Annotated in this window: 13 protein-coding genes and 1 pseudogene; 9 read left to right on the top strand and 5 right to left on the bottom strand. The window is 63.9% G+C overall.

The features are described 5' to 3' along the window. The first annotated feature begins 5 nt into the window (after window positions 1–5). The 9 genes and pseudogenes from DAA40_RS07665 to DAA40_RS16970 all read left to right on the top strand — a co-directional run. Window positions 6–1,082, top strand: coding sequence for a DegT/DnrJ/EryC1/StrS aminotransferase family protein (locus tag DAA40_RS07665; RefSeq protein WP_106849015.1), 1,077 nt, complete (start codon window positions 6–8; stop codon window positions 1,080–1,082). Between the two features lie 5 nt (window positions 1,083–1,087). Further along, window positions 1,088–2,086, top strand: a complete 999-nt coding sequence (locus DAA40_RS07660; RefSeq protein ID WP_106849014.1) for a Gfo/Idh/MocA family protein — start codon at window positions 1,088–1,090, stop codon at window positions 2,084–2,086. Between the two features lie 4 nt (window positions 2,087–2,090). Then, window positions 2,091–2,786 carry a UDP-N-acetylglucosamine acyltransferase gene (locus tag DAA40_RS07655; protein WP_106849013.1) on the top strand — a complete coding sequence of 232 codons (696 nt, stop codon included), beginning with the start codon at window positions 2,091–2,093 and terminating at the stop codon, window positions 2,784–2,786. Between the two features lie 92 nt (window positions 2,787–2,878). Further along, window positions 2,879–3,127, top strand: coding sequence for an acyl carrier protein (locus DAA40_RS07650; RefSeq protein ID WP_106849012.1), 249 nt, complete (start codon window positions 2,879–2,881; stop codon window positions 3,125–3,127). After that, a complete protein-coding gene (locus DAA40_RS07645; RefSeq protein ID WP_199849574.1) occupies window positions 3,117–3,875 on the top strand; it encodes an SDR family NAD(P)-dependent oxidoreductase in 759 nt (252 codons plus the stop codon). Before DAA40_RS07650 ends, DAA40_RS07645 begins: the two co-directional genes overlap by 11 nt. Further along, the gene (locus DAA40_RS07640; protein ID WP_106849011.1) at window positions 3,872–5,272 is read left to right on the top strand and encodes an AMP-binding protein; all 1,401 of its coding nucleotides are present in this window, start codon (window positions 3,872–3,874) and stop codon (window positions 5,270–5,272) included. The genes DAA40_RS07645 and DAA40_RS07640 overlap by 4 nt, the downstream gene beginning before the upstream one ends. Next, on the top strand, window positions 5,269–6,369 hold the full coding sequence (locus tag DAA40_RS07635) for a hypothetical protein (RefSeq protein WP_234356269.1): 1,101 nt from the start codon (window positions 5,269–5,271) through the stop codon (window positions 6,367–6,369). Before DAA40_RS07640 ends, DAA40_RS07635 begins: the two co-directional genes overlap by 4 nt. 50 nt (window positions 6,370–6,419) lie before the next feature. Beyond that, the gene (locus DAA40_RS07630; protein WP_158716304.1) at window positions 6,420–7,598 is read left to right on the top strand and encodes an acyl-CoA reductase; all 1,179 of its coding nucleotides are present in this window, start codon (window positions 6,420–6,422) and stop codon (window positions 7,596–7,598) included. 9 nt (window positions 7,599–7,607) lie between these two features. After that, window positions 7,608–7,928: pseudogene (locus DAA40_RS16970) on the top strand (holo-ACP synthase); the annotation flags it as partial. A 63-nt stretch (window positions 7,929–7,991) separates the two neighbouring features. Here the strand turns inward: DAA40_RS16970 and DAA40_RS07620 are convergent. The 5 genes from DAA40_RS07620 to DAA40_RS07600 all read right to left on the bottom strand — a co-directional run bounded on the left by DAA40_RS07620 (window position 7,992) and on the right by DAA40_RS07600 (window position 12,952). After that, a complete protein-coding gene (locus tag DAA40_RS07620; protein ID WP_158716302.1) occupies window positions 7,992–8,918 on the bottom strand; it encodes a lysylphosphatidylglycerol synthase domain-containing protein in 927 nt (308 codons plus the stop codon). A gap of 244 nt (window positions 8,919–9,162) precedes the next feature. Next, complete coding sequence (locus DAA40_RS07615; RefSeq protein ID WP_106849007.1) at window positions 9,163–10,359, bottom strand: glycosyltransferase family 4 protein; 1,197 nt, start codon at window positions 10,357–10,359, stop codon at window positions 9,163–9,165. Window positions 10,360–10,366: 7 nt separating this feature from the next. After that, on the bottom strand, window positions 10,367–10,831 hold the full coding sequence (locus DAA40_RS16885) for a DapH/DapD/GlmU-related protein (protein WP_106849006.1): 465 nt from the start codon (window positions 10,829–10,831) through the stop codon (window positions 10,367–10,369). Between the two features lie 4 nt (window positions 10,832–10,835). Further along, complete coding sequence (locus DAA40_RS07605) at window positions 10,836–11,774, bottom strand: NAD-dependent epimerase/dehydratase family protein (protein WP_106849005.1); 939 nt, start codon at window positions 11,772–11,774, stop codon at window positions 10,836–10,838. A gap of 44 nt (window positions 11,775–11,818) precedes the next feature. Beyond that, entirely contained in the window at window positions 11,819–12,952 is a 1,134-nt protein-coding gene (locus DAA40_RS07600) for a DegT/DnrJ/EryC1/StrS aminotransferase family protein (protein WP_106849004.1), read from the bottom strand. Window positions 12,953–13,025 lie beyond the last annotated feature (73 nt).

The following is a 13,025-nucleotide window of genomic DNA, read 5'->3' as shown; positions in this document are numbered from 1 at the left end:
CAGCAATGATTCCCGCAGCTGCTCCTATCATCGGTCAAGAAGAGCAGGACGCCGTACTCCGCGTCCTCCAGTCCGGGATGATCGCGCAGGGTCCTGAGGTGTCGGCCTTCGAGACGGAGTTTGCCGATCTTGTAGCTGGAGCCGAGTGCGTCGCAGTGAACTCGGGCACGTCGGCTCTGCACATGGGGCTGATCGCCGCAGGCGTTCAGGCTGGGGACGAGGTCATCGTTCCCTCGTTCACCTTCGCAGCGACGGGCAACTCGGTCGCGCTCGCAGGCGCCACGCCGGTGTTCGCAGACATCGAACCGGACTACTTCTGTCTCGACCCGGGGGCTGTCGAGGCCGCGATCACCGAACGTACGGTTGGCATCATGCCGGTGCACCTATACGGGCACCCAGCCAATATGACCGAGCTGCGCCGCATCGCTGACGCTCGTGGCCTGGCGATCTACGAGGACGCCGCTCAGGCACACGGGGCCGAGCTTGACGGCAAGCGAGTCGGTAGCTTCGGCACGTTCGGCGCGTTCAGCCTCTACCCCACGAAGAACATGACGTCCGGTGAGGGCGGCATGGTCACCACAGGCGACCCCCAGCTTGCTCGGATGGTGCGGCTGCTTCGCAACCAGGGCATGGAGAAGCGATACGAGAACGAGGTCGTCGGGTTTAATACCCGGATGACCGACGTGCACGCGGCGATCGGCCGTGCGCAACTCCGGAAGCTGGCCGATTGGACCGCCAAGCGACAGGCGAACGCGAAGTTCCTCGATGAGAACCTACGGGGCGTCGTCGTGCCGCCGGTCGCCGACAACGCTACGCACGTGTATCACCAGTACACCATTCGGTTGGTGGGTGGCCAGCGAGATGAGTTCGTCCGACAGCTGGCCGACAAGGGCGTCGGGTCTGGCGTCTACTACCCGATCCCGACTCACCAGCTCCCCTCCTTCGAAATTGACGTCGATCTGCCCGAGACGGCGCGTGCGGCGGCAGAGGTCGTCTCTCTGCCCGTGCATCCATCGTTGACGCAGAGTGACCTCGAGAAGATCGTCGAGTCCGTCAACGCCGTCGCAACGGCCGGAGCGTGAGCCGCATGGCCAACCTGAAGGCGGGGCTCATCGGACTTGGATCGATGGGCCGAAATCATGCCCGAAACCTGCATGCGCTCGACGGCGTCGACTTCGTCGGGGTGTGCGATCCGGCGGGTGATCCCGCCGGCGCAGCAGGGGCGGCGCCGGTATTTGGATCGATCGAGCAGTTACTGGCGCTGGATCCGGACTACGTCGTGTGCGCAGCGCCGACCGCCGCGCACGGCGAGCTGGCCGAGCAGCTTGCTTCTGCGGGCGTCCACATGCTGGTCGAGAAGCCGGTCGCCCGCGACTCGGCGACCGCGAACGCGATGGTTGAGCGGTTCGAGAAGGCCGGCCTGATCGGTGCAGTCGGCCATATTGAGCGCTTCAACCCGGCGCTTCAGCAGCTCCAGAAGCGGCTGAGCGCCGGGGACCTCGGCGAGATCTACCAGATAGCTACCCGTCGCCAAGGACCTTTCCCAGCCCGCATCGCCGATGTGGGCGTGGTCATGGATCTCGCATCGCACGACATTGATTCCGTTGGTTTCGTCACTGGCCGGGAGTTCCAGGCCGTGAGTGCGCGTACGGCGCACAAGTCGGGTCGCGAGCATGAGGACCTTGTTGCTGTCACTGGTCAGCTGGAAGGTGATCTGGTCGCGAATGTGCTGGTGAACTGGCTCTCGCCCAAGAAGGAGCGAGTCACCGTTGTCACGGGTGAGAAGGGCACCTTCGAGGCGAGCACTCTGGAAGGGGACCTGACCTTCTACGCGAATGGCACGGTCGAGTCTCAGTGGCAGGACGTCGCCCACTTCAGGGGTATGACCGAGGGCGATGTGACCCGGTTCGCGTTCCCCAAGCCGGAGCCGTTGCGCACCGAGCACGAAGTGTTCCGCGACGCCGTCATGGGCAAGGAGTCGGCGATCGTCACGCTCAAGCTCGGCCTGACCGCGGTCGCGGTAGGTGAGGCGATCCGGGAGTCGGCTCGCACCGGTAAGACGATCAATGTCGAGACCAGGAGGTGAGCTGATGGCAAACAACACCCACCCGACCGCCGTGATCGGCCCTGACGTTCACATGGGCGATCAGAACACCATCGGCCCATATTCAGTGATCGCCGGCCACACAACGATCGGCTCAGGCAACTGGATCGGTCCGCACGTTGTCATAGGCACCCCGCCGGAGATCTATGGTGTCAAGCACGGACCGGTATGGGAGAGCTCAGACGAGATCGGCGAGATCATCATCGGCGATCGCAACGTCATTCATGAGTTCGCGAACATCCAGCCCGGCAGCGTACATCCGACACGGATCGGCGACGACTGCTTCCTGATGACGCAGACGCATGTCGGTCATGACTGCATCCTCGGCGACCGTGTCATCCTCTCCTGCTCGGTCATGCTAGGTGGACTGTCGCGCGTATGGTCAGGTGCCAATGTCGGCATGTCCTCGGTCGTGCATCAGCGTCTGCAGGTTGGTCCCGGTGCAATGGTCGGTATGGGGAGTGCTGTTCGGCGCAATGCACCGGCTTTCGCTATTACGCTGGGAAACCCAGCTCGCACGACCGGCATCAATACTGTCGGACTGGAGCGCAACGGTGTACCCCCCGAGCTGGTCGATGCGATGACCGAATACCTCCTGGGTCGCGGTGAGATGCCCGAAGGAGTTCCCGCAGACCTTGCCGAGCGTTTGCGCGCCTGGCAGCAGGAGACTCATAGCGAGTGACGTCACTGAGACGTGCTCCGACCGCTCGATAGAATCGTGTCTTTGGCCGATGCCACTCAGGGGCGCGGCAACTGAAGTTGAAAGTGAGAAACATGAGCAACGAAGCCAAGCTGAAGGCCGCGTTCTCCGAGGCACTGGATGTCGACGAGGAGCGGTTGGACTGGGCGAGCCTGAAGTACCGCGGGATCGAGCAGTGGGACTCGGTCGCACACATGCGTCTCGTAGGGGAGATCGAAGACGCGTTCGATGTCATGCTGGAGACTGAGGACGTCATCGACATGAGCAGCTTCGAGAAGTCCAAAGAGATCCTGACGAAGAACGGTGTGAGCTTTGACGGTTGAAATCGATCTTGCTGACCGCACCGCCTTCGTGACCGGCGGTAGCCGGGGGATCGGCCGGGCGGCTGTTGAGCTGCTCGCGCAGGCTGGAGCCGATGTTGTTATCGGCTATCGCAACCATGCCGACCATGCCCAGGAAACGGTGGGGAGTGTCGAATCGACGCACCGCGTGCGTGCGATGGCGGTTGCCTGTGACTCAAGCGATCCGGAGCAGATCCGTGAGGCCTACAAGGAGATCCGCCGCGAGTTCGGCGGCCTCGACATCCTCGTGAACAACGCCGGCATCCTCGACGACGCGCTCATCGGCATGATCAGCGAGGAATCGCTCAACCATACCCTGGCGGTGAACACGGCGGGCCCGATCCATCATCTGCAGGCAGCAGCCCGGCTGATGCGCAAGAGCAAGTCGGCCAGCATCATTAATCTCGCCTCGATCATCGGCCGGGTCGGCAACTCCGGCCAGGTCGCCTACGGGGCCTCGAAGGCGGCAGTCATCGGGTTCACCTACTCGGCCGCCAAGGAACTCGCTCCTCAGCAGATCCGGGTCAACGCCGTCGCACCGGGCTTCATCGATACGGATATGACCCGTGCGCTCGACGAGACGAAGTTCGCCGAGCGGGTGGAGTCGGTGAAGATGAACCGCGCCGGCACCCCTGAAGATGTCGCCAAGACCATCCTGTTTTTGGCGAGCGATTTGTCAGCGTATGTGACGGGGCAGGTCATCGGCGTCGACGGTGGGATGCTTATATGACCGGTGCGCCGGGGTCTCTGGTCGATCGTGCTGCGCTGATCGACGCGGCCACTGGCGCGATCACGACCTACGGCGATCTCGACCGATCCGCCGCGGAGTTCGCGGCAGCCACCGGTCAGCGCGGCTTGGTGTTCCTGTTCGGCGACGCCACGACAGAATCGATCATCCACTATCGCAGTGCGATCGCGGCCGGGCACGCCATCGCGCTTCTGGATGCCACGCTCAACCCAGATTTCGCGACCGCGCTCGTGGAGCGCTATCGTCCCGATCTGATCGTCTCGCCGGGCGGGCGGCATGTGCCGGCTGGCTACCGAAACGTGCTCCCGGCGGTGTACCGGCGGTCCGGTGAGCCGACCTCGTTGCATCCCGATCTCGCCATCCTGCTGACTACGTCAGGCAGCACGGGCAGCCCCAAGTTCGTGCGCCTCTCGCGCGGAAACATCGACGCGAATACCAGATCGATCATCGAGTCACTCTCGCTGACTGGCACCGACCGAGCCATTACCACGCTGCCGCTTTTCTACAGCTACGGCATGTCCGTCATCAATACCCACCTCGCGGTGGGAGGTGCCGTTGTCGTCACGGACGCCAGCATGTTCGAGGGTGCGTTCTGGGACGCCGTCCGCGAGCACCGGGTCACGATCCTCAACGGGGTGCCGAGCACCTTCGCGATGCTCAAGCGGCTGCGCCTCGAGCGCATGGAGTTGCCTTCCTTACGGGCCGTGACTCAGGCCGGTGGCAAGCTTGCCGTCGAGGAGGTGGAACGCTTTGCCGACATCATGGCCGAGCGCGGTGGCGAGATGTATGTCATGTACGGTCAGACTGAAGCCGCGCCACGGATCGCCTGCCGCGGAGTCAATGGCACCCGCCAGCACGTTGGGTCAGCCGGTGTGGCCCTCGCAGGTGGGCAACTAAGCATCGTCGGTGAGGACGGGCGGGCCGTTGGTGACGGCGTGATTGGCGAGGTGCGTTATCGAGGCCCCAACGTGATGATGGGCTATGCCGAACGTCCCGATGATCTCCAGAATGGCGATCAGACCGATGGCGTCTTGCTGACTGGTGACCTCGGTCGGCTCGAGGACGGATTTCTGTACATCACCGGCCGCACCAAGCGGATCGCGAAGGTCTCTGGGGTGCGGATCTCGCTCGACGAGGTCGAGGCGTTGGTCGCCGGACGCGGTCCGGTCGCGGCCGTACCGGGAATGCGCGACGACATCGTGATGTTCACCGAGTGGGGCGCGCAGGACGAGTTCAAGCAGCTGCAACGCCAGTTGTGTGCGGATCTGAACCTCCCGCCGAAGTCGATCGAGCTCCGCCGAGTCGACACACTGCCGGTGATGTCTAGCGGCAAGGTCGACTACCGCCGCTTGCAGGAAAGCCTGGAGGAGGAGAAGTGAATCTCGACGAGTACTTCTCGCGAGCGCAGTTCACCATCCCGCAGCCCGACCGCGAGAGAATGTTACTGCGCACGCTGAACGACCTGACCCGCCGTCATGCCGCGCGCAGCCCGGAGTACGCCAGAATCATCGGCTCGCTCGGCACGCGTGACTGGCGCGATGTGTCATCGTTGGACCAGTTCCCGTATCTGCCGGTCTCGTTGTTCAAGTCACATCTGCTCAAGAGCGTGCCGGATGACGAAGTGTTCAAGACCATGACGTCCTCGGGCACGACCGGCCAAGCGGTGAGCAGAATCATCCTCGATCGCACCACTGCCGACCTACAGTCGCGGGCACTGAGCACGATCATGACCACGGTCCTTGGTCCCAAGCGGGTGCCGATGATCGTCATCGATACTCCGAACGTAGTGCGCAACCGCGCGATGTTCTCGGCGCGCGGCGCCGGCGTGCTCGGCATGATCCAGTACGGACGCAAGCACTTCTATGCACTCGACGACGACATGAAACTGGACGTCGACGGGTTGCGGCGCTGGCTCGCCGAGTACGGCGACGGTCCGATCCTGATGTTTGGGTTCACCTTCATGGTGTGGAAGTACTTCCTCGGCCAGATCCGTGAGCACGGCCTCGAGGTCGACCTGAGCAACGGCGTTCTGATCCATTCCGGCGGATGGAAGAAGCTGCAGGACGAAGCCGTCGGCAACGTGCAGTTCAAGCAGGCCTTTCGGGAGGCGACGGGGCTGCGCCGAGTGCACAACTACTACGGGATGGTCGAACAGGTCGGTTCGGTGTTCATGGAGGGCGACGACGGCTATCTCTACCCGCCGAACTTCGCCGATGTGATCATTCGTGACCCCCTCACCTGGCAACCGGCGAGGGACGGCGAGGTCGGGCTCATCGAGGTGCTCAGCGTGCTGCCGCAGTCCTATCCCGGACACGTCCTCCTGACGGAGGATCTCGGCGTCGTGCACGGAGTCGGTGACCCCGCCGACGGCGGTTGGTCGGGTAAGCGCCTGGAGATCATCGGGCGCGTCCCCCGATCCGAGCTGCGCGGCTGCTCTGACACGCACGCCTTCGACCGTCAGCCGGTGACCGTATGAGTCGGCTGCGCCAGCTGGTACCAACGGAGCGCACTTCAGACACCGATGCCGTGGTTGCCGCGATCTCGAGTGCCAGGACGCTACCGCCCTTTGGCGACGAGGTCATCGATTTCGGCGCGGCGTTGTCCCGCCGGCTCAGCAAGATCGGTCGTGGCATGCCCGAGACCGAGGCACTGGCGTTCTGGATGCGCAAGGCCGAGTTACGACGGCTCGCCGACAGCTTCGCGGCGCTCGGCACCGAGACCGAGTTGTTGATGCCGCGGGGCACTGTCTTCCACGTGCCGCCGGCTAACGTCGATACCCTCTTCGTCTACTCCTGGCTCCTGGCGACGCTCACCGGTAATCGGAACATCGTCCGGATGTCCGAGCGCTCGACCGAGCAGGCCGCAACGATCGTCGGCGCGATTCGCGATGTGGTTGGTGACTTCCCGGCCGTCGCCGCGACCTCGACGATGGTGACGTACGGGCACGAGCAGGAGATCACCGATGCACTGTCCGCCGCCTGCGATGTACGGGTCATCTGGGGCGGCGACGGCACGGTGGATGCGATCCGCCGCTCCCCGCTGCCACCACACGCGAAGGAGCTCACGTTCCCGGACCGGTTCTCGCTCGGCGCGATCAAGACCACGGCCTACGAGGCTCTGGGCGCCGCCGAGCGCGACCGGTTGTGCACGCTGCTGTTCAATGACGCCTACTGGTTCGACCAGCTCGGGTGCTCGTCACCACGGCTCGTGGTATGGGTGGGCCAGCGGGACGATGTCGAGGAGTGCGCTCGGGACCTGATGAGCCGGCTTCGCGCGTCGATCGATGCGAAGGGGTACTCGGTCGACACCGCGACCGCGGTGGCGAAGATCCTGCAGTCGTACCGCACGATGATCGACGCGGACGTGTCGGCGCTGCGGCGTGAAGGCAACGAGCTGGTGATGCTGACCGTCGAGAGCTTCCCCCAGGTGCGCGGCGAGTTCTGCGGAGGCGGCCTGTTCTACTCGCTGTCCCTCGACACGTTGCTCGAGCTGGCTCCGCATATCGAACGCCGTGACCAAACCCTGGCCTATCACGGATTCGAGCCCTCCGAGCTCCGCGAGTTGGCGGTGGCGCTCAATGGCCGAGGCATCGATCGGATGGTCCCGTTCGGCAAAGCGCTGGCGTTCAATCGGCTGTGGGACGGCTACGATCTGCTGCAGGAGTTCACCCGCAGAGTCACGATCGACATTGATCCGGCGCTCTGAGCCGAGTCGATGAACGCTTTGCTGGAGTGGGGCGTAGGCGTCGACCTTGAACTGATCGACCGTTTCGTTGCTCCGCCTTTGGCCGCTTACACGCGGACCGAGATCGCTCAGTGCCGCGCCCAGGCCGAGCCCGCCGAGAGCTTCGCAGGCCGGTGGTGTGCGAAAGAGGCCGTCATCAAAGCGGTCTCCAAGTGGGCGAGACTATCGTTGCGGGACGTCGAGGTCCTCGCCGATGCGACTGGTCGGCCACGTGCCGAGATCGTCGGCCGGTTGGGCGCAGGACGTCCTGTGCTGCGCATCGAGGTGAGCATTGCACACGGCGCGGGGCTCGCCATCGCGATCGCGACGGCGACGCCCGCCGAACGACTAGGCAACACAACCGAGATGGCAGGGCTACTTTCCACCGCGGTGCTCCGAGAGCGCTCGAGTCTCCGCGATATGGCCACCCGCGCGAGTGCGCAGAGTGATCCGCGAAGCGATCAGCCCGCCGAGGGCGCTCAGCAGATCCGCGAAGGTGAACAAGATACGTGAGGCCAGCGCGATCGCCAGGGCTTGGCTGACGCTGGCAATGGGTGAGAGCCCGGCGACCAGGATTGCCTCTCGGACCCCGATTCCTGACGGCAGTATGAACGCCACGAAGCCTGCCGCCATGGCGAGGGCGATCGCGGCCATGCAGAGAACGTACCCGCCGACCGTCTGCCGGGCGAGCGAACCGGTGAGCAGCCAGATGTGCAGACCAAGAAAGATCCAAGCGCCGAAGGACCAGAGCGCGGCCAGCGTCACGTGCTTGCCGCGCAGGTTGGCATCTAGTTCCAAACGGCGCATCGCTCTGATGGCGAGATTCGCGATTCGGGTCAACAAAGGCGGGGCAAGAGTCACCAGTCCAAGCGGCCCAAGCAGCAGTAACCATGCCCAGCCGCCCCACGTCTCGCTGAGCGAGGGGGCCGCGAGGGCGCCGACCGTGCCAGCCGTCACAATGCTCATGCCCGCCGCGAGCAGTAGCGCGACGAGCGCTCGAGCCCGAGGGATCTTGAACTGCTTTCCAAGCTGTGCCTGCAACACGAACGCCCAGACGCTACCTGGAAGGTACTTGCCGAGCTGACCGACCAAGTTGACCTGGGCAGCGTGCCCGAAGCGGATTTGGGTGCCCATCGCCTCGAGCAGGTGCTGCCACACCTTCACACTGCACGCCATTGACGCCGCGATAGCGAGCACCGTGACAACCATGGACTTCCACGACAGCACCCTGAAGGTCTGCACGATCTCGCCCCAGTGAGCGACCATCGTGTACGTGACGGCACCGGCGACGGCCAGCACCACCACAATGCGCCCGATGATAACCAGTTTGTGAAGAAGCGGGTGACGGTACACCTTGGGTTCGGACGAAGCCGGCTCGTCATCTTCGTCGAGTGGTGAGAGTTGGGCCGCATCCTGTGCACCACCGGTCGCCTCACTGGATCGCGAGGGACGGTCAAGGGCGGGTCCTGTAGGCGACTGGGGGCCGATTGGGTCCTCGCCACGGTGCTCCTCGCCCGGGCCTGAGGCAGCCGTCGGATCTGTCATCTCAGCACCCGGCCGTGGCCTCGTTGAGCTTGCCGAGAGTCTCAAGGTGCTGATCGAGCACCGCGTTCATCGTGAAGTGTTGCTCGACGAGGTCGGCGCCACGACGACCGATCGCTTGGGCCTCTGCTGGGTTCTGGAGCGCACGTACAACCTTCTCGGCCAACTGGTCGGTGTCGCCGACCTCGAACAGGTAGATGTTCTCGCCGTCTACGAGCGGGATTCCCGGGAAGTTGTCGCCGCGCACCGCGGCGACGATCGGGACCCCTACCCCCATCGCCTCAAGGCTCGCGGTACCGAATCCGTAGCCGTTGAGCTCGTGCGACTCGATCGTTGCCGCCGCCAGGTAGTCGCGAACGTCGTCACGCGGCACCGCACCAGTATTGATGAGCATGTCGTCAACACCGAGTTCTTGTGCACGAGTCAGGTAGCGGTCGTAGTAGACGCCACCGATGACAGCGAGCTTCGCATTCGGGACGTGGGCTCGGACCTTCGGCAGCGCCTCGATCAGCGCGATCCGGTCTCGAAGCTGAATGACGTGACCGATCGAGGCGATCAACGGCGTGTCCGCCGCCAACCCGTGCCGCTCGCGGACGACTTGGGGATCACCGCCGCGGAACCGGTCGAGCTCTACGCCGACCGGAATGTTCACCAGACCTCCTATCGCGCCGTGGTACCGCGCCTTGATGTACTGGTCCATCAGCACGTCCATTACCACGAAGGTGGGTCGGTAACGCTTAAGTGTCGGTCGCACGATGCTCGCGTCGAGACCACGAAAGACCTTCTCGTAGTTCTTGTCAGGGCTCTCCAGGCGAGTGTGCACGCTCAGTAGGACCGGCACGTTGTTGGCCCGCGCCCAGCGGCCGGTGCTCCAGGTGAGGTCGAAGAACTGCCCGTGCTGGTGGATGACGTCAGGACCGAAGGCTTTCAGCACACGGTTAGTACGAGCTCGAAGCGTAGGGCGCGTCGCAAAGGCCATGTCGAACGACACCGACAACCGGGTCTTGGGCATTGCCATCGCCGGAAAACGGTAGATCTTGATGCCGTCCTGCTCCTCGTACGGTGGCGCGCCCGGGTAGGCTGCCGTGATCACGATGACTTCGTGACCGCGCTCGGCGTAACCGACGGCAAGCGAGTGAGAGAGGTGTGAACTACCACCAACACGCGGAGGGAAGAAGTTGTTGACGACTGCGATACGCACGCGGGAGTTACTCCTCGGGGGCCAATGTCTTGTGGTCCAAGGGTACGAATGTCACCCTGCCATCCTCGACCACGACATGCGCCCGAGCTTCGGCAGGTATCCCGGAGACCAGCGTGTTGGCAGGGACGTCCTTCGCGACGACCGCGCCGGCCGAGATGACGGCCCGGTCGCCGACGGTCACACCCATCTGGATCACGGCGTTCGCGCCAACGAACACGTAGTCACCGATCTGGGTAGGAGCGCGATCGACGGTGTTGTAGGCGCGACCGCTCACGCACCGTTTGGTCGAGGCGTGCGTATAGATCTGCGCGCCGCACGAGACATCGCAGCCCTTGCCTATCTTCAGCCCGCCGCTGCCGTCGATCACCGTGAAGGCGCCGATCCAGGTGCCGTCACCGATCACGGGGTCGCCACTGATCCACGCCAGCGGATTGTACGGGTTCGGCGGCAATCCCTCTTCGCGAACGCCCACGGACCTAGCCTGCGGACTGGTCGTTGCGAACCAGATCCGTCATACCGTCGTACACGTCGATAGTTGGCTCCCAGCCGAGCATCTCCTTGGCTCGTGAAATATCCGCCGCGCGACGGCTGACCAGCACATCGCGCCGGTTGAACTGCGGCTCGACGTCGGCCCCCACGGCCTCGATGAGAATCTTCGCCAACTGCGCGATCGACGTGTCAATTCCGGTTCCGATGTTGATTGGCTTGCCCCACTGCTCCGACTCGAGGGCCGCGACGACGGAGCGCGCGATGTCACGAACGTGGATGAAGTCCATGGACTGCTCGCCATCTCCATCAATGATCGGCGCTTCACCGTTACGCAACCGGTTGACGAAGTGGTTGATCACTGAGGTGTAGTACGCCTCGGTCTTCTGGCCGGGGCCGTACACGTTGAAGAAGCGCAGCGCATTCCAGGTCAGGCCCTGCCGGCGCTGGTAGAAGCCCAGCAGATCCTCACCGGCCCGCTTGGTGATGCAGTACGGGGTGAGCGGATTGAGCTTGTCGTCCTCGTGCATCGGCAGGTGCTCCGGATCGCCGTACACCGACGCTGACGAGGCGAACACGAGCCGTTCGACGCCCTCGTCGGCAGCGGCGGCGAAAACGTTGTGATTGCCGATCATGTTGATATCGATAGACTCATGCGGATCAGCCTGCGACTTGTTGATCGACACGGTTGCGAAGTGGATGGCGTGGGTGCAGCCGCGCATGGCCTCACGTACGGCGCCACCGTACCGTACGTCGCGCTCGATGAGCTCGACGTTGCCGGTCTGGGCGAGCTCGTTCATCCGGTCTCGATCACCGCGGGTCATGTTGTCGAGGACACGAATCTTGTAGCCCTTCTCCAGGAGCATAGGAATCGTGTACGCGGCGATGAATCCGGCGCCGCCGGTGAACAAGACGGTTTTCTCAGCCATGGTTGTTGTCTTTCTCCAGTCGAGCCGATGTTGGCAGGTCGGGACTAGGCGCGGGCCTTGGGCAGGGAGGTTTTCAAGACGTTGAGAACACGCTCGATCTCGTCGTCCCGCAGGTTGGCGTGCATGGGGATCGTGAAGTGCCGCTCGAAGAGGTCGGCCGACACCGGGCACTGCTGCGCGAACCCGTACAGCGGTTGCAGATGTGAAGCATAGGTTCCGATGTTGCACTGTATGCCTTGTTCACGCAGCATCCGAGCGAGCTCGCCACGGTGCACCGTCGGATCGAGCGTGAGCGTGTAGGCCTGCCACACGTGCACATTCCCTTGCCGAGTGACCGGCAGGGTGACCAGATCGTTGTCCGCCAGCTCGTCGCTGTAGCGCTCGGCGACGCGTGTCCGATTGGCGATCAGAGTGGGCATCCGTTCGAGCTGCACCAGCATGATTGCCGCGGCGATGTCCGACAGCTTGTAGTTGAATCCGAGCTCATCGAACTGCGGTATCGGCAGATCATTCGACGCCGCACGTGAGAGCGCGCTCTCGATACCGAAGGCATGCAGTTTCCGAGCCTTCGCGTCGAGGTCAGCGTGGCTGGTGGTCAGTGCGCCGCCCTCGCCGGATGTGATTCCCTTACGGCCGTGGAACGAGAAGCACCCGGCATCGCCAAACGATCCCGCGGGTCGGCCGTTGTGCATCGCGCCTGCGGCCGGGGCGGCGTCCTCTCCCAGCCACAAGCCGTGCTTGCTTGCGATCCGCTCGAGCAGATCGAAGTCCGCAGTCTGGCCGGCATAGTCGACGGCCGCGATGCCGACGGTCCGGTCAGTGATGGCGGCTTCGAGAGCCTGGGGATCGATGCAAGCAGTATCGGGTAGGACGTCGACGAACACCGGCGTCGCGCCGGTGTGCATCACGGCATGGCCAGTGGCAGGAAAGGTGTAGTCGGCCACCAGCACCTCGTCGCCGGCGCCCGCGCCAAGGCAGTGGAAAGCTAGTTGAAGCGCAGTAGTGCAGTTGCTCGTTGCGAGCGTGTGCTCGGAGGCGGTCGCAGCGGAGAACGCGGCCTCGAACCGTCGTGAGGTCGGGCCGTTGCCGGCGATCCAGCCGGACTTGAAGACGTCGGCTATCGCGTCGAGTTCTTCCTGGCCAACGGTCGGCTGGCCAAGTGCGACGGTGTCGGACATGCGATGGGGTCCCCGGGATTCTGTCGGCGATGCGGTGCGTCAACCCAACAGGCTACTCCGCGCGGCGCACGCA

This window comes from Blastococcus sp. Marseille-P5729 (genome assembly GCF_900292035.1).
Taxonomy (GTDB): Bacteria; Actinomycetota; Actinomycetes; order Mycobacteriales; family Antricoccaceae; genus Cumulibacter.
Note: the sequence above shows the minus strand (reverse complement) of the source record. Positions and strands in the feature narration are given on the sequence as shown.

Coding starts and splice junctions, on each gene's coding strand:
- DAA40_RS07665 (WP_106849015.1), top strand. CDS start 6: ATGATTCCCGCAGCTGCTCCTATCATCGGTCAAGAAGAGCAGGACGCC.
- DAA40_RS07660 (WP_106849014.1), top strand. CDS start 1,088: ATGGCCAACCTGAAGGCGGGGCTCATCGGACTTGGATCGATGGGCCGA.
- DAA40_RS07655 (WP_106849013.1), top strand. CDS start 2,091: ATGGCAAACAACACCCACCCGACCGCCGTGATCGGCCCTGACGTTCAC.
- DAA40_RS07650 (WP_106849012.1), top strand. CDS start 2,879: ATGAGCAACGAAGCCAAGCTGAAGGCCGCGTTCTCCGAGGCACTGGAT.
- DAA40_RS07640 (WP_106849011.1), top strand. CDS start 3,872: ATGACCGGTGCGCCGGGGTCTCTGGTCGATCGTGCTGCGCTGATCGAC.
- DAA40_RS07605 (WP_106849005.1), bottom strand. CDS start 11,774: ATGGCTGAGAAAACCGTCTTGTTCACCGGCGGCGCCGGATTCATCGCC.
- DAA40_RS07600 (WP_106849004.1), bottom strand. CDS start 12,952: ATGTCCGACACCGTCGCACTTGGCCAGCCGACCGTTGGCCAGGAAGAA.